Origin of the sequence: Campylobacter coli (genome assembly GCF_009730395.1) — a bacterium.
In the GTDB taxonomy this organism is placed as follows: Bacteria; Campylobacterota; Campylobacteria; order Campylobacterales; family Campylobacteraceae; genus Campylobacter_D; species Campylobacter_D coli.
Genome location: NZ_CP046317.1, coordinates 45,953 through 70,972, shown reverse-complemented (window position 1 = coordinate 70,972; position 25,020 = coordinate 45,953). Strand labels below are relative to the sequence as shown.

The window sequence follows — 25,020 nt, the reverse complement described above, 5'->3', positions numbered from 1 at the left end:
TAACCGATTTTTCATTTTAAGTATATCAACACAAGGGGAGTAAAATGCAAATTGATGCGAGCAAAAATCAAAGTTTTTCAATGGACTATACAACAAAAAGTGGCAAACATTTAGCCTTATCTATGTATGACAATCAAAGCGTGAGTTATGCAAATAATGAAGAAGGTAAAACTCTTAATCTTAAGCGTCAGTATGGTTTTAGCTTCACTTTTGAAGGCTTTAAACTCACCCAAGCTGATCTTGATGAGATAAAAAATGCAATGAAAGAAGTCGAACCCATGATAAAAGACTTTTTGGCAAATTCTAAAGTAGGAGAATTAAAACCAAAAGAAATCATAGAATCAGCAATGCAAATGGCAAATGTATTGCCAACGCCAAATGATGAAAACCATCAAAATGCTATCATGAATAATTTTACAAATAAACTTAGTGATTTACTCAAACAAAATCAAAGCAATGATAAAGATATCAATACATCCATGCTCGAAGATAGCAAAAAACTACTAGATGAAGTGTTAGAGCAAATGAAAAAGCAGCTTGAAAAACAGCAAGAAAAAGCTAAAGAAAATCAAAATAATGCAGAAAAAGGTTTAAATCTTTACGCTTAAATTTTATAATAAATCATAAAAAATTAAAAAAGGCACAAGATGAAAAATGTTGAAATTTTAGAAAATATGCTCAAGCTCCAACAAAAACTCAATGATGAAACTAATGGTTTAAATTGGGAAGAAGGTTATACCAAGGAAGGAAAGCTCATCAGCTGGAGACGTTGTATTTATATGGAATGTGCCGAACTTATAGATTCTTTTGCTTGGAAACATTGGAAAAATATTTCAAGCCCTACTAATTGGGAAAATGTTCGTATGGAAATCGTAGATATTTGGCATTTTATCCTCAGTCTTTTACTTGAAGAATATACAAATAAAAAGGATAAAAATTTCCAAGCCATAGCGAATGAAATCATCTGTGTTAGTGTTTTTCAAGATTTTTGCAAAGAAGAGGGCAATCCTAGCGAAAATGATCTTTATAGCATTTTAAATGACATAGAACTTATCATTCATAAATGCAGTGGCTTTGGATTTAGCCTTGGAGAGCTACTTTCTAATTATTTTATCCTAGCGATTAAGTGTGGACTTAATCTTGAAATTCTTTATAAAACCTACATAGGAAAAAATATTTTAAATATTTTTAGACAAAACAATGGCTATAAACAAGGTACTTATAAGAAAGATTGGAACGGAAAAGAAGATAATGAAGTATTGGCTGAAATTTTAGAGCAAGAGCTTGATTTTGATACTATTTATAAAAAATTAGAAGAATATTATAAAAAGGTGTAATTTGAAAATTTTAAGACTTGCTATTAAGGATTTTTTCACACTTCAATTTTTGAAATTTGCCTTAATTCCACTTACTTTTAGTTTTATTTTGATGATATTTTTGGCAATTTTTGGTTTTTCTTTTTTGCTTGATTATTTTAATTCTTTATTTAGTGTTGGAGAAGACTCGTTTTGGGCATGGTTTTACGCTCTTCATTTTGTTCAAATTTTAATTACGCTTATAAGTGTTTTATTTTCGGGCTTTGTTATAATTTTTGCTTCAGTTTTCCTAGCCCTTTTTATCACCTCTTTTCTTACTCCTCTCATTGTAAAACAAATCAATAACAAATACTATCATCACGAAGTACAAAACATCTCAAATATGTATATAATTTTTGAAATTTTCAAAATATTTTTAAAATTTATAGGAATTTTTTTACTTTGCACCTTGGCTTTGTTTTTGCCTTTTATCAATCTTTTTGTGTATTATCTTGCTTTTTATTATCTTTTTCACAAGCTTTTAATGCTTGATATAACAAGTTCGGTTTTAGATAAAGAAAATTTTAAAATTTTTAACGCTCAAGCATCTACCTTTGAATTTAAATTCAGCACTTTATGTTTTTACTTGCTCTCATCTATCCCGCTTTTAGGAATTTTTTTGCAAGTATTTTTTGTGATTTTTTTAACACATTTAGCTTATCAAAGAATTTTAAAATTAGAAGTTAAGGGATGAAATATCGATTTTGTGATTGTATAAATAAGCTCTTAAAAGTCTTGGTATTTTAGCGATTCTGCAAGCTTCTTTAAATTCTTTTGGCAATTTTTGACAAGTTTCATATTTAAAAACGATAGCCTTTTCATCCTTATACACGATGCCTATTTTTCCACCTAAAACACAATCGCCCTTCAAAAACTCTTTTCTTTGTGCTGCGCTTAAAAGCAAACCTTTCATTTTTACAGCCTTAGCAATCAAACTTTCATTTTTAGGACAAATCATAAGACCTTGAATTTCTTTTATAGACTCCAAATCATAGAGTTTTTTTCTATCCTCATCAAGATAAAAAAAACTTCTTTTTAAACCTTGATGAAATTTACTCACAAAGGCATTGGAAAAATTTTTTCTTATATAATTTCTAAAATATTTTTCATTCTCATTACTCTCATCTTGAAAATAAAAAATATCATTCTCTTTTAAATAACTTAAAATTTCATCCTTACTCATAAAAAGCAAAGGGCGTAAAAGTGTATAATTTGAGCGCTTTTCACACTCTTGCATGCCTAAAATTTCAGCCAAACCCGCCCCACGAGAAAGCTGCATTAAAAACCACTCCAATTGATCATTGAGATGATGAGCTAAGATAAGATTGCTATAATTTTGCTCAAGACAAATTTTTTCAAAGAAATCATAACGAAAATCCCTAGCTTCTTTTTCAAAATTCCCCTTTATCACAGGAGCACTTTTTATAAAAATTTTTTTATGAAATTCCAAGGCAAGCTCCTTGGCTTTTTGCTCTTCTAAATCGCTATTTTTTCGTGTTTTATAATTAATCATCACAAGATCAAAATCAATCTTTTTTTGCACTAAAAAATGAAAAAGTGCACTAGAATCACTTCCATAAGAAAAAGCGAGTAAATTTCTACCCTTTTTTAACAAGGATAAAATTTCATCTTTAATTTGCATCTATTTTTCTTAAAGCCTTGGCTATGAGCTTTTTATCAACATTTTGAATGATTTCGCATTCATAAATTTGTCCCATTTCCAAATTCCCGCATTCGCTTTCATTGATAAGAATTTCTCCATCAATCTCTCTATCCCATCTTAAATCTTTAGCTGCGATAAAAAACTCACCCTCGCTACTCTCACCTGTACAAACAACTAAGCGCTTTTTTCCCACTTCTTTTTCAAAACTTTTTTCTATGACTTCATCTACAATTTTTTCTATGATTTTAAGCCTTTTATTGATCACTTTAAAAGGCACTTGCTCCATATCAAAAGCAGCTGTATCTTCTTCTTTAGAATACGCAAAAACACTCACTCTATCAAAACCAAAATCTTTGATAAATTCACAAAACTCCTCAAAATCCGCATCACTTTCACCTGGGTGCCCTACGATAAAACCCGTACGCAAAAAGCTATCAGGTGCACTTTTCATCAAATTTAACATTTCTTTAAGTCTTGTGCTATTTGCTCCGCGTTTCATAATCTTAAGCATATTGTCGCTAATGTGTTGCAAAGGCATATCAAAATAATTTACAAAAATTTTAGAAGCTATAATGCGCTTGATCAAAGCCTCACTCGCACTTGTAGGATAAAGATATAAAATTCTAGCCGCTTTAATACCCTCGATCTTTTCTACCTCATCAATCAAACGTATAAGCCCATCTTTTTCACCCTTATCAAACAAATAAGAACTCGTATCTTGTGCGATAAAAGAAAAATCCTTATAACCCCTAGCCACCAAATCTTTAAGCTCGGCTATAATGCTAGAAATTTCACGCGATTTTAACTTACCCTTAAAACTTGGGATCGCACAAAAAGAACATTTTTGATTGCAACCTTCAGCGATTTTTATAAAAGCATGCGAATTAGAACCTGTGATGATGCGTTTGGAGTTTTCACCCTGCAAATAAGTCGAATTTGAAAATAAATTGGTTTTTTTAAGTATCATTTCATCGATTCTTTCATAATCACCCACACCAGTAAAAAGATCAACTTCAGGAAGTTCTTTCATAAGCTCTTCGCGGTAACGCTGCATCAAACAACCCGTCACAACCAAAAGCGAATCTTTTTTTCTTTGCTCATGCAAATCTAAAATCGCATTGATACTTTCTTTTTTTGCACTATCTATAAAGCCACAGGTATTTACGATTAAAACATCAGCTTTACTTGGCTCATCGCAAAGCTCATAAGCGCTAAGACGCCCTAGCATAATCTCACTATCGACTAAATTTTTATTACAGCCTAAAGACATAAGATAAAGTTTTGACATTTTTTTCCTATATTAAAGTTTTATTTTGATATAATCTTTGATTTTAAAAATATAATTATAGCAAAGAAATTTTATGGATAATTACGAATTTAGCGAACTTTTAAAAACTTTAAAAAACAAAGTCGGCAACATAGCCTCTATCATCAAGCCTGAAAACATCCAAACAAGGCTTAAAGAGATCGAAGAGCTTGAAAATTCTCCTTCTTTTTGGAATGATGTCAAGCAAGCAGGAATCATAGGCAAAGAAAAAACCAAGATTACCAATCTACTAAAAAACTACGAAAATGCTTTCAATGCTCTAAATGACGCAAGCGAACTTTTCGATCTAGCCAACAGCGAAAACGATACAGAAACGCTTGAAGCTTTATTTAATGATGCGCCAAAACTTGAAGATACCATCACAAGTCTTGAAATTTCCATGCTTTTAAGCGGAGAAAATGATGGTAAAAATGCCATTGTTTCCATTCACCCAGGTGCGGGTGGAACGGAAAGTAATGACTGGGCAAGCATGCTTTATAGGATGTATTTAAGATTTTGCGAAAGAGAAGGTTTTAAAGTCGAAACTTTAGACTTTCAAGAAGGCGAAGAAGCAGGACTTAAAGATGTGAGCTTTTTGGTTAAGGGTGAAAATGCTTATGGGTATTTAAAAGCTGAAAATGGAATTCACCGCTTAGTAAGAACCTCTCCTTTTGATAGCGCGGGACGCCGCCACACAAGCTTTTCAAGCGTTATGGTAAGCCCTGAACTTGATGATGATATAGAAATAGAAATCGAAGAAAAAGATATAAGAATAGATTATTATAGGGCAAGTGGAGCGGGTGGACAACATGTCAACAAAACAGAATCAGCCGTAAGAATCACACATTTTCCAACCGGTATAGTCGTGCAATGTCAAAATGATAGAAGCCAACACAAAAACAAAGCCACCGCTTTTAAAATGCTAAAATCCCGCCTTTATGAGCTTGAACTCATGAAACAACAAGATAGTGCTAATGCAGGTGAAAAAAGTGAGATAGGCTGGGGGCATCAAATCCGCTCTTATGTGCTTTTCCCTTATCAGCAAGTTAAAGATAATCGCAGTGGAGAAGCTTTTTCTCAAGTAGATAATATCCTTGATGGGGATATCAAAAAAATGATAGAGGGTGTTTTGATTGCTTTAAAATCAGAGTAACAGGCTTAAAAATAAGTAATTTCCGCAAAATGTCGGTATAAAAAGAATTAGAAAGATAGCGGGATTTTCCCGCTTGTTTTATTTTAAACTCCACGCCCTGTAGCATTTTCTATTTTGCAATTTTCCACTTTGCTATCTTCGCAAATTAAAGCCCAAAATTCCCTTTTATCGCTCTTATCTTTATTGACACTATATCATATATTGATAACCTTTAACACTGCCATAAAGTCGGAAGTCTTTTGATTTTAAATATTTGTATCTTTTTTCATCGAAATTTTTTAAAGTTTCTGGAGAATAAAAATCCATATTAGCATTATTGTTTTTTGCTTTAATTAACTCAAAACCTTTTTCCACAAAAGAATTTAATTCGTTTTTATTAAATTTTCCACAAAACGATCATCACCGCCACAACCTATAATCAAAGTCATAGCTCCTAAAGCCAAAGCACTTGTTAAAATTTTTTTCATTTTTACTCCTATTTTAAAAATTAAATTAATATAATTGTACCTAAATTTAAAATTTAAATATCATTTTTGTAATAAATTTTTAAAGTAAAAATCACATTAAAATTTAACTCGCAATCATTTCATTCAAACAAATTTTTATGCAAAATTTCTTCTAAAACTACAGTAGCGTAAGAGCCTTTTTGCAAGAAAAACTCCATGCAAAAATGGGCTTTTTGCTCATCATAACGCCATTTAACATCTTCTAAATACGACCACATAAAGCGTCTTGAGCCTTGCATTTTAGCTTTAAATTCCAAAGCGTCTTTAAAAATTTCATTTTCCAAATTTAAAGCCAGTCCTTGACTAGCCTCATAAGCTTTAGCACCGATTAAAAGTCCCATAGCACTGATATCTCTTGCCTTAAAACGTTCAAGTTCAGCACTTAAATCCTCGCATAAAAAGCATTTTCCAAAAGGATAATGCCCCAAAACCTCGCCTTTTAAAAGCTTAAAAAACTGCTCTTGTTTTTTAAGTTCTTTAGCTTCTTCTTTGGAGATGCTATAAATTTGTGCCAATTCTTTTTCGGTAAAATCATTTGCAAAATGCGATAATTCCACTCTTTTACTCAAATAACGATTAAAAAGCTCGCTTTGAAAAGCAGAGATTAAAAACTCCTTCATTTTGACATTTTTCATCTTTTTACCACGTAAAATTTCAAGCCCTTCTTTGTAATTGTCCCCAAATTTTCCAAAGCGTTGATAACCAAAATAATTTGCAAACCCCTGTTTATCTAAATTTATCAAAGCCTGCTCTAATTTTAAAGCATCGCTTGGCATTACTTTTTTTAAGCGTATAAAAAAAGAATTTCCTTTTAAATGGCCTATTCTTAATTTATTTTCGTGAATAAAAGTTTCTAAAATTTTAAGCTTAGGATGAGAAAAATTAGCCAAAAAACTCTCGAATTTTTTAGGCATAGAAAGATATTGAAAAGTAGAGCCTTGCTTGTCTTTAAGTCCAGCATAGCCAAAATCACGCATCTTAACCCCGCTTAATTCGCTTAAAATTCTTAAAGCTTCATTAGTGCTTAAATCTTTTTTATTGATATGCAAGATAAGATGTTCGCCCTTGCCACTCAATTCATACAAAGGCCTTTCACGCACTACAAAATCATCGCTATTTTTACTAAAATACGCATTAATAGGACTGTGTTTTAAACTATACAAAGGCTTAAAAATGGTGTTCTCTTCCTCTAAATTCATATTTTCCTTTCACTGCTTTTCCAAAAATATTTAATTTCACGCCGTGTTTTTTGGCTATTGTTTTTATATTTTGACGCTCTTTTTCATCAAAAGCAAACAAAATTTCATATTCTTCCCCACTATAAAGCGTATAATCATCAAGTTTTTTAAACCAAGAAATGCCGCATTTATTTTGTGCCAAAAGTCTTGATAAGTCTTTACTCAAACCATCTGAAATATCCATAGCACAAGATATAAAAGGGGCGATTTCATAAAAAAAATCAGGCCTTAATTTTGGCTTTATAAATACATGATTTGAATTTAAAGTGCCGCCATTTTGCAAAATTTCAAGCCCTCTTAAACTTTTACCCAAAACCCCTGTATAAGCAAGCAAATGTCCTTTTTTTAGTCCTTTTCTAAAAATAGCCTTATTTCTCACTTTAGAAATGATAGTAATGCTAATATCAATCTTATCATTACTAATCGTATCACCGCCTATAATTTTGATATTAAATTTTTTAGCCGTTTTTAAAAAACCTTTTTGCAAGGCCTTAATCTCATCTTCACCTAGGCTATTTGGCAAAGCAAGCCCTAAAAGTGCGTATTTTGGCTTAGCATTCATCACAATAGCGTCTGAAATATTTACAAGCATTGCTTTTGTAGCAATTTGCCCTAAGCTAAACCACTCTCTTTTAAAATGCACATTTTCAAAAAACAAATCCTTACTCAAGCACCATTTATCGATAATAGCTCCATCATCGCCGTTTTTTTCATTTAAAAAAGCTTTGATTATAAAATCTTCCTTATTCATGAAAAGATTTTATAAAATTTCCTTTTAAATTCTAGTGAATTTTAAAAAAATTTTATATAATACTTATCAAAAGGAAAAAGCATGAAAAATTTAGAACTTAGAATTTTTAGATTTGATAAACAAAAAGATTATGAGGCTTATTATAAACCCTATGTTTATAATAATTATGAAAATTTTGCCACTCTTTATGATTTACTTTTGCAAGTGCAAAATGATGATATTTATTTTGATTTTGAAAAAAATGATAAAAGCTATATCGTAGTCAATAAAGAATTTTTACCATTAAATACACCTTTAGATATCTTGGTGAAAAAATACGATTTTAATCTCATCATAGAGCCACTAAGCACCAAAAGATCAGTAAAAGACCTCATTATCAACAAAGATGATTTTTTAGAAAAATTTAAATACCTTGCTCCATTTGCAAATGAGGAAGATAAAAAGCTTTATGAAAAATATGATTATTTGTATTATTCAAGCGAAATTTTAGACTTTTTACCTGAATATATGGGCGATGCAGTGTTTTATCTGACTTCAAAAATGATAGAAAAATATCCTGATAAAAAAATAAAAATTTTAAAGACAATTTGCGATACGCAAAAAGGCATCTTTTATCATCTTACAAGTAAAAATGAAGATTTAGAAAATACTATCAAAAATTTACAAAAAGAAATCATAGATTTAAAACTTATCAATGAGGCTGCTTTAGAATTTGATTTACCAAAAATCAATGCTTTTGATAATGAAATCAAAGAGCTTGGTGAAGTAAAATATGATTTTGATAATTTTAATATCGCTTGTTATGGTTTTAAAATCAAAGATGATATAAAATCAAAAATCAAAGCCCATTTTATCTCTTATGAAAATAGCGATAAAAACAATGGATTTTCACTACTTCAACTAAACCCTGAACTTAGCTATAAAATGGCAGCAAATATCATCCTTGATGCTTACGATAGTGGTGCTGATTTTATGGTGGTAAATCAAGCAAAAGATTTTTATATGTTTGATACTTGCTCGAAAAAACTTATGCAAAGTAGTGGAAGAGAATTTAAGGATTTTTATGTTTTAAGTTATTTTGAATTCCTTTCTTTAATCCAAGGCATTAAAAATCCTTCTTTGCAAAATCATGACTTGAAAGTAAGTTTGATATGAAAATTTCTTTAGAATGTAAAGATTTGATCATCGAAAAAGCCTTAGAGCTTTTTTTAAAAGAGCATTTAGTGATGAAAAAGGACTGCGATTTTATCATAAGCGATGAAAAAATCTCTACTCAAAAGCCTTTATTTATCATCGCTAAAAATTCACCCTTTTTAAGTTTGCCTTTTAGCAAAGAAGCTCTCATGAATTCCTTAAATGAATTCGATAGCGCGCTAAAAGCAACAGCTCAAAAACTAGCCGATGAAAGAAGAAGAGTGCTAGAAGCAAGGATAGATGAAATCGCAAGTGAATTTAAAAGAGACTATCAAAGCAAGATAGATCTTGCTATCAGCGAGCTTAAAGATAAACTGGTTAAAGCTTTAATGTATGAATAATGAATTTATAAGCGTTAAGGATTTTTTACAAGGTAAGAAAAATATCCATTTTAACGACTCTACCCAGCCCAATAAAAAAGAAAAAACCAAAAAAACCTTGCCTAAATTATATACAAGCATAGAAAGTGGCATATATAAGGGTAAAAAACTGCTTTTACCTAGTCTTCAAACCACAAGAAGCACTAAAAGTATCGTAAAAAAATGTGTTTTTGATGTCTTAAGATCAGATTTAAGAAATAAAATTTTTATCGAAGCTTTTGGAGGAAGTGCTTTAATGGCTGCTGAAGCTTTAAGCAATTACGCTCTTAAAGCTTATGCTATAGAACTTGATTTAAACGCTTATAAAATCGCTTTAGAAAATGCTAAAAATATAGATACAAACTTAAAAGTAATTCATGCTAATACTTTTGAAATACTGCCTAAACTTATAGAAGATTCTAAAGAAGATATCATTTTATATCTTGATCCGCCTTTTGATATAAGGGAGGGTTTTAGTGGAATTTATGAAAAAATTTATAATTTTTTAGAAAAATTAAAATTAGATGCTTTATTTTGTATCATTTTAGAACATAATTCTAAAATCAAAACTCCTGATAATATAGCAAATTTTACCAAAATAAAAGAAAAAAAATTCGGATCAACTAGTCTTAGTTTTTATCAAAAAAATATTCTAGAAGAATAAATTTTAATCTTGGAACACTTATTGCTTCTTTTATTCTAACTATCAGATTAAAGGAAGAATCGATGAGGGTTTTAATATTTTTTTTACTTTTGATGACAAGTGTTTTTGCAACACAAATAAAAGATATAGCCAATACCGTAGGCGTAAGAGATAATCAGCTCATAGGTTATGGTCTTGTTGTAGGATTAAATGGTAGCGGAGATGGAACAAGCTCGAAATTTACACTACAATCCATATCCAATCTTTTGCAGGGTATGAATATCAAAGTAGATCCTAACGATATCAAATCAAAAAACACAGCAGCAGTTATGGTAACAGCTAAACTTCCAGCCTTTGCAAAAAGTGGAGATAAGCTCGATATCACAGTTTCATCTATGGGCGATGCAAAATCTTTGCAAGGTGGAACACTCTTGCTTACCGCACTTCGTGGAATCGATGGGGAAATTTATGCTATTGCACAAGGTTCTATCTCAACAGGAGGATTAACTGCTAGACCAGGAGGAGCAGGCTCTCACTCTACTGCTGCTACTGTGATGGGTGGTGCTAATGTAGAAAGAGAAATTCCGCAAAATTTTAGCCAAGATAGTGATTTAACCCTAAGCTTAAAAGTAGCAGATTTTAAAACAGCAAGCGATATAGAAAGAATTTTAAATACTATATTTGAAGAAGATGTGGCTAGAGCTATTGATTCTCGTACGGTAAAACTTAAAAAACCTGAAGATCTTTCTAATGTTGATTTTATGGCAAGAGTTTTAGAGCAAGATATTGCTTATACTCCTCAAAGTAAGGTAATTATCGATGAAAGAACAGGAACGGTGATTGCAGGAGTGGATATTGAGGTTGAGCCTGTTTTAATCACCCATAAAGATATTACCATAAAAATTGATCCAAACAATAATGCAGCAGCAGCTCAAAATGAGATCGATATGAAAGATGGTGGCTTTGTAGACCCTAATTCAAATACCCTAAGAATCAACAATGCTAAAAGCACAGTTGCAAACATTGCTAGAATGCTAAACAAACTTGGAGCAACGCCAAATGATATCATTGCTATCATGGAAAATTTAAAGCGCGCAGGTGCAATTAACGCGGATTTGGAGATCATCTAATGAAAGTGGATAATTTTTTAAATACTTATAGTATGAATAGCGCTTTACTTGATCGTGCAGCCAAAGCAAGAAGTTTAGAATCAAGCATCAAAATAAATGACAATGATATAGTTACAAAGAGCAAAGAAGATGAAGCCTTAAAAGAACAAACGGATGCTTTTGAGGCATTTTTTTTAAAGCAAGTTTTAGATGTATCTTTAAAAAGTCAAAATTCACTCTTTGGAAAAGATGCCAGCGATGAAATATACTCTTCCATGTATAATGATACCATGAGTAAAGCTTTAAGTGGAGGTATGGGTTTTTCAAAATTATTATACGATTTTTTAAAAGAAAGGGGTTAAGTTTTTTAAATTTAGGTCGATATGGTTTGTAGAGGATTATAACTAAGATCAAGGAGGCAGAAATGATCAATCCTATACAACAAAGTTATGTGGCAAATACCGCATTAAATACAAATAGAATAGATAAAGAAACTAAAACAAACGATACTCAAAAAACGGAAAATGATAAAGCGAGTAAAATCGCAGAGCAGATTAAAAACGGTACTTATAAAATCGATACAAAAGCTACGGCTGCTGCGATTGCTGACTCTTTAATCTAAAACTTTCATTCTCCTTTTTTTGAGAGAGAAAAGGAGAAACTATGCTTAAACAAAGACTTGATGAAGTAAATGCTATCTTAGCAAAACTTATTGCTTTAACCGAAGAAGATATAGAAAATATCAAAGTGGCTAAACATGAGAGTGTAACGCCAAGTGTAGAAGAAAAAAACAAACTTATCGCCGAATTTATTACAGCTAAAAAACAACTTGATGTTGCCTTGGTTGAGCTAAATAATAGCTCTACAAAAGGGCTTAGTGAACTCTTAGATGATGAAGATAAACAAAAACTAGATCTACTTAAAAAAAATCTTCAAAACCTTCATAGTAAAAACAAAGAGTATGCTAAATTTGTTCTTATTGTCAAAGATTTTCTTGATGGCTTAGTAAATAAAATGTTTGATATCAATGATGGAACAAATAATGCTTATGGAGATAAAAAGACAAATCCAGAGTCAATTTTCAAGATCAATGTATAAGGATTTATAATGGGTATTTTTGGAACATTATACACAGGTGTTACAGGCTTAAAGGCAAGCGAAGTTCAAATCGCAACAACTGGAAATAATATCTCAAATGCTAATGCAACTTTTTATACACGCCAAAGAGTGGTGCAAACTACAAATGGATATATTACAACAGGTGGAGTTCAAGTAGGTACAGGAACTACTGTAGAAAGTATAGTGCGTTTGCATGATGAGTATTCTTACTATAAATTAAAAGGTGCATCTACTCAACTAGAATATACTAAATATATGGCTTCCACTTTACAAGAAATTGCGCAGCGTTTTCCCGACTTACAAAATACTGGAATTTTGCAAGATTTAGAAAATTACAATAAAGCATGGAATGACTTTGCTTCAAATCCAAATGAAAATGCCACCAAAATAGCCCTTGTAAAAGCTTCTCAAACCTTGACAGAAAGTGTAAATAATACCTTTGCTACCTTAGATAAAATCCAAAAAAAAGTAAATGATGATATTAAAAATACAGTTGATGAGATTAATAGAATTGGCGAAGAAATTGCTACTATAAATAAACAAATTTATGGACAAGAAGCCTTACCAACAGAACACGCAAATGAACTTAGGGATAGAAGAGATGAACTTGAGCTTACTCTTTCAAAGCTAGTTAGTGCAGTTGCAAGCAAAAATGAAATCAATCAAGACAATCGCCTTGATACAACCATCACTGATCCAGGACATCAATACAATCTCAGCATAGAAGGTTTTAGTATAGTAGATGGTGTTAATTTTCATCCTTTAAAACTTGATTATGATGATAAAAATAAAGCTTATAGCATTTATTATGAAACTCCAGATGAAAAAGTTCGCGATCTAACTGCAAAAATTAACGGTGGACAACTTGGAGCTCAACTTGACTTACGCGGAAGAAATTATAGCAAAAGCGAAGGAAAATATAGCGATGGAATCATTCAAGGCTATATGGATTCTTTAAATACCTTTGCAAAAACCATGATCAATGAAACCAATAATCTTTACGCAAGCTCAGCAAAAAGCTCAGTAACTTCTGATTATCTTCCAGGACTTACAGAGGACATTCCTTTGGTAAATTATGATAGAACCATACAGCCTGGAAGTTTTGATATAGTTATTTATGATGATAAGGGCGATAAAAAACTTACAAAAACCATTACCGTTGATGTAAATACCACTATGGAAGATATCATGCGTCAAATCACTGCTAACACAGATGATAATGGCAACAATAATGCAAATGATGATGTTGATGATCATATCAATGCAAGTTTTAGCTATGATGCAAAAACAGGGGATAGTTTATTTCAAATCAATGCAAAATCAGGCTTTAAAGTAGCCATAGAAGATAAGGGAACCAATTTTGCCGGTGCATTTAGCATAGGAGGATTTTTTAGCGGAACTAATGCTAGCGATATCAAAGTAAAAGATTCTATCTTAAATGATCCAAGCACAGTAAGAGCAAGCCTAAACGGTGTTGATAGTGGAAATGATATGGCAAATAAAATCATACAACTTCAATATGATAAAGTGAATTTTTACAATGAAGATGGAACAATTGATAATCTTACTATGGAAGAGTATTACCGCAAGCTTACGGGTAAAATAGGCTCTGATGGTGAAAACAATAATGTTGTAAATGCGAGTAATCAAACGCTTTATAACTCCGTTTATAGCGAATATCAATCTAAAAGCGGGGTAAATACCAACGAAGAATTAGCCGCTCTCATACAATGGCAATCAAGCTATGGTGCTGCAGCAAAAATCGTAACCACAGTAGATCAAATGCTAGATACCTTATTAGGGCTTAAATCCTAAGCTCTAGCGGTATCTAGTGAAAAATTTTACTCCACTTAAAAACAAACTTGATTCTTTGGTCGAAGAAAAAAATACCAACAAAGCTCTTTTTGAAAGTCCTGATCCTTTGCAAGTTGCTAAATTTCATAATGATGAATTTATCGCTTTACTTTGTGCTTTATTTGCTTATGGGAATGCTAAAAATATAGTCAATTTTTTAAAAAAACTTGATTTTTCTTTGCTTGATTTAAGTCAAAAACAAATTCAAAAAGAACTTAAAAATTTAAAATATCGCTTTCAAAATGAAAAGGATATACAAGAAATTTTTCTCACTTTTGCAAGGCTTAAAAATGAAATTTCACTCCATGAACTTTTTAGTACAGCCTATCAAAAAAGAGAAAATACCACCGATGCAATCCTAGCTTTTTTGCAAAAAATCAAGACTTTAAATTCGTATTCGAGTTATGGTTATGATTTTTTCTTTGGTAAAATTTGGCAAAATACCCCTACTTCACCTCTTAAGCGTTATAATATGTATCTAAGATGGATGGTTAGAAAAGATGAGCTTGATCTTGGACTTTTTACCAAAATTCACACCAAAGATCTTTTAATCCCTCTTGATACACATACACATAAAATTTCCTTGACTTTAGGTCTTCTAAAGCGTAAAATATACGACTATAAAAGCGTTTTAGAACTCACGCATAATTTAAAAAGATTGGATGCAAATGATCCTATAAAATATGACTTTGCGCTTTATCGTTTGGGGCAAAATAAAGAACTTAGCAAACTAAAGGAGTAAAAATGGGCTTTGAACATCTAGATACGATTTATTATTTTGTATTGTTTTTTGTAGCTCTTTTTGCAGGATTTATTGATTCTATTGTGGGTGGAGGTGGGCTTATCACACTTCCTGCGCTTATAGCCTGTGGAATTCCTGCACATCTTTCTTTGGCAACCAATAAACTCCAAAGTGTCTTTGGCTCTTTTACAGCGACTTTAACTTATTTTAAATCAACCACCCTACCTCATCTTGCTTATGGTATTTTTTTCACAGCCTTAGGCGCAGCCATAGGAAGTTACAGCGTGCTTTTTGTAAAAGATGAGCATTTAAAACTTATCATTTTGATTTTCTTAACTTTGACTTTTTTATACACTGCTTTGCGTCCTAGTTTGGGTAAACACGAGAGTGAAGCAAAGATAAAAAATATCAAATTTTTTCATTTAATTTGTGGTTTAACTTTGGGTTTTTATGATGGTTTTTTAGGGCCTGGGACGGGTTCATTTTGGATTTTTGCTTGCGTAATGCTACTGGGTTTTAATATGAAAAAAGCAAGTATTAATACAAAAATTCTAAATTTCACCAGCAATGTCGTTGCTCTTTTTATCTTTTTGTGGCAATATGAACTTTTATGGATAGTAGGTTTGCTTATGGGTGTAGGACAAATTTTAGGGGCCTATCTTGGTTCAAAATTAGTACTTAAAACCAATGGCAAATTTATAAAAACCTTGTTTTTAATCGTCGTAGGTGCTACTATCATCAAGGTTGCTTGGGATTATTTTTCTTAAAAATTTACTCCTGAGCTAAGTTCCCATATAGGTAAAAAAATTCCAAGTGCTAAAAACAATACTAAAATCGCAACCCATAAAGTCATTATAGGTTCTAAAAAGCTTAAAAACTTGTCCATTAAATTTTCACTTTTGTTTTTATAATATTTCGCAATCTCCTCGCTCAAAAACTCAAGCTTAGAACTTTTCATAGCTATACTCAACATAGAAAAAACCAAAGGATCAAAAAGATCTACTTTTTTAAAGGCGTGACTTATTTCAAGGCCAGAATCCATAAATGTTCTAATTTCTTGATAATACAATAATACCTTTTTATTATTTAAGGCCAAAGTGGCTAATTTAAAAGCTTCCAAAAGAGAAATGCCGCTTTTTAAAAGTAAAGAGAAAATCATAAAAAAAGAATAATTTTGCTGATAAATAATAAATTTAGACAACAAAGGAAGTTTTAAAAGCAAGCTATCACAAAAATATGAAAAGAAATAATATTTTCTATACAAAAATAAAGTAAGAAATAAAATAAGTGCGATCAAACAAAACACAAGCAAAATATACTTATCCAAAAAATTATAAATATAAATTATAAGCTCGGTTATAAAGGGTAAGGCTAAATTTAAATCCTCAAATAAATCTTTAAAATTAGGCACAACAAAAAGCATGAGTAAAACAAAAGCCGCGCACACACTTAAAAAAACAATCAAAGGATATCTTAAAGCTTTTTTGACTCTTTGTTCATTTTCTACATTATTTTGTCTTAATCTTGAAATTTGCATGAAAATTTCACTTAATTTTCCTGTGTTTTGGGAAGTTTTAATAAGGGCTAATTCCGCATGAGTAAGTCCAAAATTTGCATTTTCAAAAGCAAGGCTTAAATTTTGTCCTAAATTTAAATTATCGCAAAGCTTGGCAATCATCTTGTGAGAATATATTTTATCAAGCTCCTTTAAAGCATCTTTTATGCTGATTCCTACTTCGCAAAGCAAAGATAATTCTTGAAAGAAAAGGATAAATCTTGCATCATCTAATCTTTTAAAACTTGCTTTTTGTATCTCTTTGATATTTAAAATTTCCCATTTTTTAGCGATAGCTTTTGCTTGAGCTTCGTTTAAATTTTTAGCCCTTAAATGCTTTGTCTGTTTTGTTTTGCCTTTAATCTCGAGCTCATAAAGCTTCATTAAGTACCCTTAAAAGCTCATCTATGCTAGTTATACCCTCTTTTGCTTTTTGCAAACCTTGCTCAAACATACTTTGAAAACCCTTTACTTTAGCAAGCTCTAGAATTTTATTTTTATAACCACCCTCTCTAATAACTTGAGCTATTTCCTCATCGATATATAAACACTCACTGATGAGTTCTCTACCTTGATATCCACTATGATGACAATACTCGCAGCCTTTAGCTTCAAAAAAATCACCTTTTATTTCATAAACCTTAGTGCTTTTTTGCTTGCATTTAGGACAAAGCTTGCGCACTAAACGCTGGGCAATGACAAGCCTTAAAGCAGAAGCGATCAAATAAGGCTTTGCACTCATGTCAATTAATCTATCTATGGTAGAAATGGCATTATTTGTATGCAAAGTACTTAAAAGCAAGTGCCCCGTTAAGGAAGCCTTAATCGCTATATCAAGGCTCTCCTCATCTCTGATTTCTCCTACCATGATAATATCAGGATCTTGTCTTAAAATGGCTCTTAGGGCATTATTAAATTCAAGTCCTGCTTTTGGATTTAGCAAAATTTGCTGAATTAAAGGCATTTTATATTCTATAGGATCTTCCACAGAAATTATTTTCTTTTCTATGCTTTTTAGCTCATTTAAACAAGCATATAAACTTGTACTTTTTCCACTTCCTGTAGGACCTGTTAGTAAAATCATTCCATAAGGGTTGTATAGGGCTTTTTTTAGAATTGTAAGATTTTTTTCGCCCAAATTTAAATTTTCTAAATCCAAAATTTCTTCGTTGTGTTTTAAAATTCTTATCACAATGCTTTCGCCATTTTGCAAAGGCAAAGATGAAATCCTAAAATCATATCTATTTTCTTTGATTTTAAGCTCAAAATTTCCATCTTGAGCCTTTCTTGATTCTGCAACATTAAGCTGCGATAAAAATTTAATATGAAAAACCAAAGCCTCATAAATATCTTTTTCAAGACAAGCAAATTCGCGTAAAATTCCATCTACTCTAAATCTTATCAAAGTATCATTTTCTCTTGCTTCTATATGTATATCGCTAGGATTAAATTCAAGAATTTCATCGAGTATAAAATCAAAAATTTGACTGATACAACTTTGCTCATCTTGACTTCTATTTTCTTTCCATTCTAATCTAAGATTGGTGCTTAAATTTTTAAGTTTTTCTCTAACTTGAAGTTTATATAAAAATTTCATAATCTTAAATTCGCTTGCGATCAAAACTTCTATATTCTTAACTTCATAAAAAATTCTAATCTCATCTAAAAGCTCTAAAGAACAAGGTTTGGAGCTTGCTATATGAAGTGTATTTTCTTTACTTAAAATGGGCAAGATTTTAAATTTAAAAAGAAAACTACATGGAAATTTTTCACCCAAACTAAGATCAAGTTCCTCTAAAGTAGAATAAGAAATATTTTTATCACTAGCCAAAGCTTTTAGAAAAATTTCACTATCGATTTTATGCTCACGATCAATTTGCTCAAGGGTGATTTTACCATTAATATAATCTTCAAATAAAAATCGCTCAATCATCTATCTCCTTATCAAATTCAATCAAGCCATAATAACTTACATAAGTATCCAAAGCTTGCTTAGCCTCCTCATCTTTTCCTAAAGCTTGTTTAGCCTTGGCAAATAAAACCCATGAGTCTGAATTTTTTCTATCGATGTCATTGGCTTTTAAAGACCAAAAAATAGACTTTTCATAATCTTTGTTTTCATAATACTGAGTAGCTAAATTCATGGCTTTTTGATAGCTTGGATTTTGGTAAAAACTCCTTTTTAAATCACTTATATTTAAAATCTTAGAATAAATATCAATTTGAGTTTTCAACTCCTCTTCTAACTCATCTTTGCTTTCATCTTTGGATAATCTTTCTTGTAAAATTTTATTTTTTTCATTTGCAATTTGCGCTTGTGTAATTTGCCAATTGAGTGTTTTTTTATATTCTAAAGCTTCTAAAGCTAAGGCCTTTTGTTTGTAAAAATCTTGCACCATAAAAAAGCTTATAAGCATGCATGCTATCAAAATGGCAAAGATAAATAAAAACTTAAAATATTTTTTCAATAAATATCTTTTATATTTATCCTCAAGCTCGCGCACTCTTTCTTCTATATTCATTTTAAAAATCCCTGTTCTAATGCGCTTAGTCTTAAAATATAATCTTGACTTTTTTTATTGTTTAAATAGGTGTTTAATTCGCAAAAACTTTGAAGTATCTTGTCTAAATACCTTAAATTTCCTTGATAAATTTTCATAAGAAATTTTAAAGATTTTTGGGGAAAGTCTTGATTAAATTTCATTTTGATATAATTGCTTAATTCATTTATATCAGGTTTTTGAAGCCAAAAAATAGCACTAAAACGACTTTTAAAATACTCCTCTTCAAAAAGATTGATTTTTTTATGCGAGCTAAGCACAAAACTCATTTCATCGCTATAAATCCGAATTAGTTCTAATACATTAGGACTATACATCCCCACTTCATCTAGTATGATAATTTTTCGTTTTTTATCTTGTATAAAATGATGAAAATCTTTTTCATCTGTAAAAATTTCATTGGTAAAATCTTCATTATGATATAGCGCAAGTCTTTGCAATAAAACACTTTTCCCACTACCGCTTTTACCCCAAAGTAAAATCAAAGCTTTATTTTTTAATAAGGCATTGATTTGATCAAAACATTCTTGTCTAAAAGCAATTATATTATTCATTGTATTTAAATCCTAACTCCCTAAGACTAGGTATATGTGTATTGTCTACTATGCTTGGGGTGATGATAAAAACAATTTCTGTGATATTGGAATTTTCATCTTCACTTCTAAATAAAGAACCCAAAATGGGAATTTTAGATAAAAAATTAACAGAATTATCATTTTGTGAGCGATTATGAGAGATAAGTCCGCCCAAAATTAAAGTTTGATTATTTTCTACTTGCACCACACTTGAAAGCTTTTTTTGAATTGTATCAGGCGCGATAGTGCGGGGTTCTTTTTGTCTTTTATTGTCCTCTGGGTATTTAAAGTCGCTTAGACTTGGATTGATCCTAAGCATGATTTTTCCATCATCAGAAATTTCGGGCAAAATATTAAGCAAAATTCCTATGAAAATAGAATAATTACTATAACTCTCACTTACAGTTGTGCCATTTTCAGTACCTTTAGAGCTTTCTTTTACTTGATAATTCACAGTATCGCCTATGGAAATAATGGCTTGTTGATTGTTTAAAGCCATTAATTTAGGATTAGATAAAACACTGGTTTTTCCACTTTGAGATAAAAAATTGACAATGGAATCAAAATTCAAATTCGCTCTTAAACCCAAATTTTTAACAAAACCTTGACCATTTTGTATTTGCATAAAAGAATTTGTATTATCGCTCGTTTGAGAATTTAATCCTATATTGAAATTTTGCCAATTGATCCCACTAGAATGATTTTTATTAAGATTTACAGCAAGTATACTCACATCTATAATAACTTGTTTTTTAAGACGACTTTCAAGCTTTTGTAAATAAGCTTTTACGCGTTGAAGCTGAGAATGCGTTCCAGTAACGATAACAAGCCCAGCATTTGGATTGACTATAGGTGCTTTTATATCATAGTTTTCATGTGAGGAGCTAAGCAAAATCATAATCTCTTTTTCTATATTTTGCCAAAAGTCAAATTTTTCCATACTTTTAATCATATTATCTTCATTATCTTCAAAAGCGCTATAATACTCACTTTGCCTTGGCTTAGAATCCACCGAAGCCTTGGTTATGCTTTGTCCTTCTCTAACTGAAGTAATATAGTTGATTTTAAAAATTCTAGTTTGTAAAGCAGAAATTTTTAAAATCTTGCCATCAAATTTATAAGCTAGGTCCTGTTCTTCTATAAAAAGTTTAAAAATTTCATCTAAACTCATTTGGTGGATATTGATACTGCTTTGAATGGCTTTTAGTTTTTCCTTAGCAATTGTATCTTTAATTACCACGCTAAAAGAGCAATAACTAGCAAGTTCTTTTAGACTTTCTTCTATGCTTAGATCTTCATTGATATTTATATCAAATAAGCGTTTTTGGCATTCCATGGCATAAATAAGATTGGTAAAAAATAGAATTTTAATAAATATTAATCTTATCATTGTTTTTAAACGCTATTTTAAAATCCAAAGTATCATATCTTAAAATAATTTCTTTTGTAGTAATATCAGTAATCACGGCCTCCCCTATCTTATCACCCTTTTTATACCATTTATTATCAATCTTTACTCTATCAAGCATAATAGCAATAATTTTTATGTCTTTGATTTTTTCAAAAGTAGGATTAAAGAATGGATTTTGAAGATTTCCAAGCTCTACATTCTGCTTGGTGTTTAAAATCTTAAAATATTCTTCAAAATCCTCATATGATAACAAAGTGCAAAAGCACAATGTTATACTTAAAAAATATTTTATCAGCTCTCAACCTCATCGCTAAAATCAGCCATAGCAATTCTTTTAAGCTGTCTATAACGGCGTTGTGCATCTTTTTTATTGCGCTCAAATAATTCTTTTGCATGCTCTGGATTTGATTTTTTCAAAGAATTATAACGCACCTCATTCATTAAAAAGCTTTCATAAAGATCCCAATCAGGCTCTTTTCCTACCATAGTTAAAGGATTTTTGCCTTGTTCTTCTAGTCTTGGATCAAAAGTATAAAGAGGCCAATAACCGCATTTTGTAGCAAGTTCACCTTGCTCGCCTGAATATCCAAGCCCACCCTTGATACCATGAGCGATACAAGGAGAATAGCATATAATCAAAGAAGGACCATCATAAGCTTCAGCTGCCATAATAGCTTTGATTAAATGGCTATAATTTGCCGTAGAATTAACTTGTGCTACAAAAATATAACCATAAGTCATAGCAATCTGACCCAAATCTTTTTTCTGTATAGGTTTTCCTGCTGCGGCAAATTGCGCAACTGCACCTGTTCTTGAAGATTTTGAACTTTGGCCCCCTGTATTAGAATACACTTCTGTATCAAGTACTAAAATATTTACATTTTCACCGCTTGCTAAAACATGATCAAGCCCGCCATAACCTATATCATAAGCCCAGCCATCACCACCAAAAATCCAATGAGATTTTTTACTTAAAAAATGTTTTAAATTTAAAATATCCTGAACAGCTTTAATATCAGTATTTTGCTCTAAAATAGGTATCATCTTATCTTTGATTTCTACCGATTCTGCACCTTTGTCTTTATTAGCAATCCATTCTTTAAACAATGCTGCTAAAGCATTAGGTACTTTTTGCATATTTTCATTCATAATATTTTCAATGCGATATCTTGTATTTTCAGTTGCAATTTTCATACCCAAACCAAATTCGGCATTATCTTCAAACAATGAATTCCCCCAAGCAGGGCCATGTCCATTTTTCACGCTTTTTCTATAAGGAGTAGAAGGAGCTGAACCTCCATAAATCGAACTACATCCCGTAGCATTAGCGATAATCATTCTTTCACCAAATAATCTAGTAATCAAAGTAATATAAGGAGTTTCACCACAACCTGGACATGCTCCATGGAATTCAAATAAAGGTTGAGCAAACTGAGCCCCTTTGGTGCTTTCTTTATTTAAAATATCATCTTTGTAAGTAATTTCTTTAAATAAATAATCTGCATTTTCTTGCTCACCAAAATCCATTTCTTCTTGAAGAGGAACCATAACCAAAGATTTTTCCTTAGTAGGACACTCATGCACACAAAGCTCACAGCCCGTACAATCAAGTGGAGAAACCTGAATTTTGAAGCTCAATTTTTCACCTTTAGTACCCTTAGCTTCTAAAGCGTGATCTTTTACTCCTCTTGGAGCTTTAGCCATTTCTTCATCATTGATTAAAAATGGTCTAATAACCGCGTGCGGACATACAGAAGCACATTGATTACATTGGATACAATTAGCCTCTATCCATCTTGGTACCATTACCCCAACGCCGCGTTTTTCGTATTCGGTCGTTCCATGCTCAAAGCTTCCATCTTCATAACCTAAGAAAGTAGATACAGGTAATTCATCTCCTTTTGCTGCATTCATAGGTTTAACGATCTTTTCAACAAATTCAGTACCCTTGTAAGCATTGATTTGTTCTTTTTCTTTGATTTCTAAATTTTTCCAACTTGGATCAACTTCTACTTTTACAAGTCCATCTGCTCCTACATCAATAGCTTTGTAATTCATCTCTACAATAGCATCGCCTTTTTTGCTATAAGACTTATAAGCTAATTCTTTCATATATTTTTGAGCATCTTCATAAGGAATGATTTTTGCAAGTTTGAAAAAGGCAGATTGCATAATAGTATTTGTGCGATTTCCAAGTCCTATATCACGAGCAAGTTTTGTAGCATTGATAATATAAAAATTCACTTCTTTTTCAGCCAAAGTCTTCTTAACTGCATCTGGAAGTTGTCTTATAGTTTCTTCAGCATTCCAAATACTATTTAAAAGGAAAGTTCCTCCTTTTCGGATTCCTGCTAAAACATCATAAATTTCAAGATAAGCCGCTACCGAACAAGCGATGAAATGTGGAGTTGAAACAAGATAGGTTGAGCGGATTGGTTTTTTAGAAAATCTTAAATGGCTTCTTGTATAGCCCCCTGATTTTTTAGAATCATAAGCAAAATACGCTTGTGCATAAAAGTCTGTTTTATCTCCGATGATTTTAATAGAATTTTTATTAGCACCCACAGTACCATCTGCACCTAGCCCATAAAATAAACATTCTATAGCGCTTTCATCTCCTAGTGAAATTTTTTCACCTGTTTGCAAAGAAGTATGAGTAACATCATCGATAATACCCACTGTAAAACCATCTTTTGGATTATCAAGTTTAAGATTTTCAAATACCGCTATCATTTGTGCAGGATCAACATCTTTAGAAGAAAGTCCATATCTTCCTCCTACGATAATAGGAGCATTTTCTTTACCATAGAAAGCTGATTTAATATCAAGATATAAAGGCTCTCCAAGACTTCCTGGCTCTTTAGTTCTATCTAAAACAGCTATTTTTTTCACAGATTTTGGCATAACATCAAAGAAATATTTTAAACTAAAAGGACGATATAAATAAACCTTTACAATCCCTACTTTTTCACCCTTAGAATTAAGATGGTCAACAACCTCTTCAAGGGTTTGAGTCACAGAACCCATAGCTATAACAATTCTTTCAGGTTCTTTGTGTCCATAATAAGTAAATGGCTTATATTCTCTACCTGTGATTTTTGAAATTTCTTGCATATATTCATTTACAACATCTGGTAAAGCATCATAAAAACGATTGCTTACTTCTCTTGTTTGAAAATAAATATCATCATTTTGTGCCGTACCGCGTGTTTTAGGGTTTTCAGGATTTAAAGCACTATTTCTAAATTCAAGCAAAGCTTTGCGATCTAACAATCTATCAAAATGCTCATAATCCATTACTTCAACTTTTTGAATTTCATGCGAAGTTCTAAAACCATCAAAGAAATGCAAAAATGGCACTCTTCCTTTAATCGCACATAAATGTGCAACTCCAGCTAAATCCATAGTTTCTTGCACAGAATGCGAACAAAGCATAGCAAAACCAATTTGTCTTGCAGCATAAATATCTTGATGATCACCAAAGATAGATAAAGCTTGCGCTGCTAAAGAACGCGCTGCCACATGGATTACACAGGGGAGTAATTGCCCTGCAATTTTATACATATTTGGAATTTTTAGTAATAAACCTTGAGAAGCTGTATAAGTTGTGGTTAAAGCTCCTGTTTGCAGTGATCCATGCACAGTACCTGCTGCACCTGCCTCACTTTGCATTTCAACGATTTTTACTGGAACACCAAAAAGATTTTTTTTACCCGCAGCTGCCCACATATCAGTATAATCAGCCATAGGAGAGCTGGGTGTAATAGGATAAATACCGGCTACTTCAGTAAAGGCGTATGCAGCATATGCAGCGGCCTCATTTCCATCCATAGTTTTCATAATTTTACCCATAGAAACCTTCCTTTTATTATTAATTGATAATTTTTATAATTTTTTAGCTATCAATTTACTATAAATTCTCTTAA

Annotated in this window: 25 protein-coding genes and 1 pseudogene; 14 read left to right on the top strand and 12 right to left on the bottom strand. The window is 31.4% G+C overall.

Annotated elements, in window-relative coordinates; genetic code table 11:
* The first annotated feature begins 44 nt into the window (after nt 1-44).
* Genes ciaI through FOC43_RS00365 form a run of 3 tightly spaced genes read left to right on the top strand, consistent with a single transcriptional unit; the run spans nt 45 to nt 2,049 of the window.
* A complete protein-coding gene (gene ciaI / locus FOC43_RS00375) occupies nt 45-608 on the top strand; it encodes an intracellular survival protein CiaI (protein WP_004284272.1) in 564 nt (187 codons plus the stop codon).
* A gap of 39 nt (nt 609-647) precedes the next feature.
* Nucleotides 648-1,337 (top strand): dUTPase, encoded by a 690-nt coding sequence (dut, locus tag FOC43_RS00370; protein ID WP_002797181.1) that lies wholly within the window; start codon nt 648-650, stop codon nt 1,335-1,337.
* Nucleotide 1,338: 1 nt separating this feature from the next.
* A complete protein-coding gene (locus FOC43_RS00365) occupies nt 1,339-2,049 on the top strand; it encodes an EI24 domain-containing protein (RefSeq protein ID WP_002788466.1) in 711 nt (236 codons plus the stop codon).
* Here FOC43_RS00365 and tilS read toward each other — a convergent pair.
* Together tilS and rimO are read right to left on the bottom strand one after the other, a co-directional pair.
* The gene (gene tilS / locus FOC43_RS00360) at nt 2,032-2,997 is read right to left on the bottom strand and encodes a tRNA lysidine(34) synthetase TilS (protein WP_002788464.1); all 966 of its coding nucleotides are present in this window, start codon (nt 2,995-2,997) and stop codon (nt 2,032-2,034) included. The genes FOC43_RS00365 and tilS overlap by 18 nt on opposite strands.
* Nucleotides 2,987-4,306, bottom strand: a complete 1,320-nt coding sequence (rimO, locus tag FOC43_RS00355) for a 30S ribosomal protein S12 methylthiotransferase RimO (RefSeq protein ID WP_002803305.1) — start codon at nt 4,304-4,306, stop codon at nt 2,987-2,989. The genes tilS and rimO overlap by 11 nt, the downstream gene beginning before the upstream one ends.
* Before the next feature lie 73 nt (nt 4,307-4,379).
* On the opposite strand from rimO, the gene prfB reads away from it, so the two are divergent.
* Nucleotides 4,380-5,477, top strand: coding sequence for a peptide chain release factor 2 (gene prfB, locus FOC43_RS00350; RefSeq protein ID WP_002779247.1), 1,098 nt, complete (start codon nt 4,380-4,382; stop codon nt 5,475-5,477).
* A gap of 394 nt (nt 5,478-5,871) precedes the next feature.
* On the opposite strand, the pseudogene FOC43_RS09105 reads toward prfB, so the two are convergent.
* The 3 genes and pseudogenes from FOC43_RS09105 to FOC43_RS00335 all read right to left on the bottom strand — a co-directional run.
* Nucleotides 5,872-5,944: pseudogene (locus FOC43_RS09105) on the bottom strand (hypothetical protein); the annotation flags it as partial.
* A 119-nt stretch (nt 5,945-6,063) separates the two neighbouring features.
* Entirely contained in the window at nt 6,064-7,182 is a 1,119-nt protein-coding gene (gene truD, locus FOC43_RS00340) for a tRNA pseudouridine(13) synthase TruD (RefSeq protein ID WP_002795350.1), read from the bottom strand.
* Nucleotides 7,151-7,972, bottom strand: a complete 822-nt coding sequence (locus FOC43_RS00335) for a thiamine-phosphate kinase (protein ID WP_002795351.1) — start codon at nt 7,970-7,972, stop codon at nt 7,151-7,153. Before FOC43_RS00335 ends, truD begins: the two co-directional genes overlap by 32 nt.
* A gap of 81 nt (nt 7,973-8,053) precedes the next feature.
* Here FOC43_RS00335 and FOC43_RS00330 point away from each other — a divergent pair, with 81 nt between their 5' ends.
* From FOC43_RS00330 to FOC43_RS00285, 10 genes are all read left to right on the top strand, one after another.
* A complete protein-coding gene (locus tag FOC43_RS00330) occupies nt 8,054-9,127 on the top strand; it encodes an HdrB C-terminal domain-containing protein (protein WP_002804868.1) in 1,074 nt (357 codons plus the stop codon).
* Nucleotides 9,124-9,507, top strand: a complete 384-nt coding sequence (locus tag FOC43_RS00325) for a hypothetical protein (protein ID WP_002779258.1) — start codon at nt 9,124-9,126, stop codon at nt 9,505-9,507. Before FOC43_RS00330 ends, FOC43_RS00325 begins: the two co-directional genes overlap by 4 nt.
* Nucleotides 9,500-10,189, top strand: a complete 690-nt coding sequence (locus FOC43_RS00320; protein WP_002784053.1) for an RsmD family RNA methyltransferase — start codon at nt 9,500-9,502, stop codon at nt 10,187-10,189. Before FOC43_RS00325 ends, FOC43_RS00320 begins: the two co-directional genes overlap by 8 nt.
* 62 nt (nt 10,190-10,251) lie before the next feature.
* Nucleotides 10,252-11,298: a flagellar basal body P-ring protein FlgI gene (locus tag FOC43_RS00315; protein WP_002779260.1), complete on the top strand. Its 1,047-nt coding sequence runs from the start codon at nt 10,252-10,254 to the stop codon at nt 11,296-11,298.
* Nucleotides 11,298-11,639: a hypothetical protein gene (locus FOC43_RS00310; RefSeq protein ID WP_002784057.1), complete on the top strand. Its 342-nt coding sequence runs from the start codon at nt 11,298-11,300 to the stop codon at nt 11,637-11,639. The genes FOC43_RS00315 and FOC43_RS00310 overlap by 1 nt, the downstream gene beginning before the upstream one ends.
* A 62-nt stretch (nt 11,640-11,701) precedes the next feature.
* A complete protein-coding gene (gene flgM / locus FOC43_RS00305) occupies nt 11,702-11,899 on the top strand; it encodes a flagellar biosynthesis anti-sigma factor FlgM (RefSeq protein WP_002779262.1) in 198 nt (65 codons plus the stop codon).
* Nucleotides 11,900-11,940: 41 nt separating this feature from the next.
* Nucleotides 11,941-12,375 (top strand): flagellar protein FlgN, encoded by a 435-nt coding sequence (locus tag FOC43_RS00300; RefSeq protein ID WP_002779263.1) that lies wholly within the window; start codon nt 11,941-11,943, stop codon nt 12,373-12,375.
* 9 nt (nt 12,376-12,384) lie between these two features.
* Nucleotides 12,385-14,211, top strand: coding sequence for a flagellar hook-associated protein FlgK (gene flgK, locus FOC43_RS00295; RefSeq protein ID WP_002779264.1), 1,827 nt, complete (start codon nt 12,385-12,387; stop codon nt 14,209-14,211).
* Nucleotides 14,212-14,227: 16 nt separating this feature from the next.
* Nucleotides 14,228-14,992, top strand: coding sequence for a TIGR02757 family protein (locus FOC43_RS00290; RefSeq protein WP_002781156.1), 765 nt, complete (start codon nt 14,228-14,230; stop codon nt 14,990-14,992).
* 2 nt (nt 14,993-14,994) lie between these two features.
* Nucleotides 14,995-15,759, top strand: a complete 765-nt coding sequence (locus tag FOC43_RS00285) for a TSUP family transporter (RefSeq protein WP_002781157.1) — start codon at nt 14,995-14,997, stop codon at nt 15,757-15,759.
* On the opposite strand, the gene FOC43_RS00280 is transcribed toward FOC43_RS00285, so the two are convergent.
* The 7 genes from FOC43_RS00280 to nifJ are packed head-to-tail and all read right to left on the bottom strand — an operon-like array spanning nt 15,756 to nt 24,946.
* Complete coding sequence (locus FOC43_RS00280) at nt 15,756-16,931, bottom strand: type II secretion system F family protein (protein ID WP_002781160.1); 1,176 nt, start codon at nt 16,929-16,931, stop codon at nt 15,756-15,758. The two genes, FOC43_RS00285 and FOC43_RS00280, sit on opposite strands and share 4 nt — an antisense overlap.
* Nucleotides 16,918-18,480, bottom strand: coding sequence for a GspE/PulE family protein (locus tag FOC43_RS00275; RefSeq protein ID WP_002779312.1), 1,563 nt, complete (start codon nt 18,478-18,480; stop codon nt 16,918-16,920). The genes FOC43_RS00280 and FOC43_RS00275 overlap by 14 nt, the downstream gene beginning before the upstream one ends.
* Complete coding sequence (locus FOC43_RS00270; protein WP_002779313.1) at nt 18,473-19,069, bottom strand: CDC27 family protein; 597 nt, start codon at nt 19,067-19,069, stop codon at nt 18,473-18,475. The genes FOC43_RS00275 and FOC43_RS00270 overlap by 8 nt, the downstream gene beginning before the upstream one ends.
* Nucleotides 19,066-19,662: an nSTAND3 domain-containing NTPase gene (locus FOC43_RS00265; RefSeq protein WP_002779314.1), complete on the bottom strand. Its 597-nt coding sequence runs from the start codon at nt 19,660-19,662 to the stop codon at nt 19,066-19,068. The genes FOC43_RS00270 and FOC43_RS00265 overlap by 4 nt, the downstream gene beginning before the upstream one ends.
* Nucleotides 19,655-21,073, bottom strand: coding sequence for a pilus (MSHA type) biogenesis protein MshL (mshL, locus tag FOC43_RS00260; RefSeq protein WP_002779315.1), 1,419 nt, complete (start codon nt 21,071-21,073; stop codon nt 19,655-19,657). The genes FOC43_RS00265 and mshL overlap by 8 nt, the downstream gene beginning before the upstream one ends.
* A complete protein-coding gene (locus tag FOC43_RS00255) occupies nt 21,051-21,362 on the bottom strand; it encodes a hypothetical protein (protein WP_002779316.1) in 312 nt (103 codons plus the stop codon). The genes mshL and FOC43_RS00255 overlap by 23 nt, the downstream gene beginning before the upstream one ends.
* A 23-nt stretch (nt 21,363-21,385) precedes the next feature.
* Nucleotides 21,386-24,946 carry a pyruvate:ferredoxin (flavodoxin) oxidoreductase gene (nifJ, locus tag FOC43_RS00250; protein ID WP_002779317.1) on the bottom strand — a complete coding sequence of 1,187 codons (3,561 nt, stop codon included), beginning with the start codon at nt 24,944-24,946 and terminating at the stop codon, nt 21,386-21,388.
* Nucleotides 24,947-25,020 lie beyond the last annotated feature (74 nt).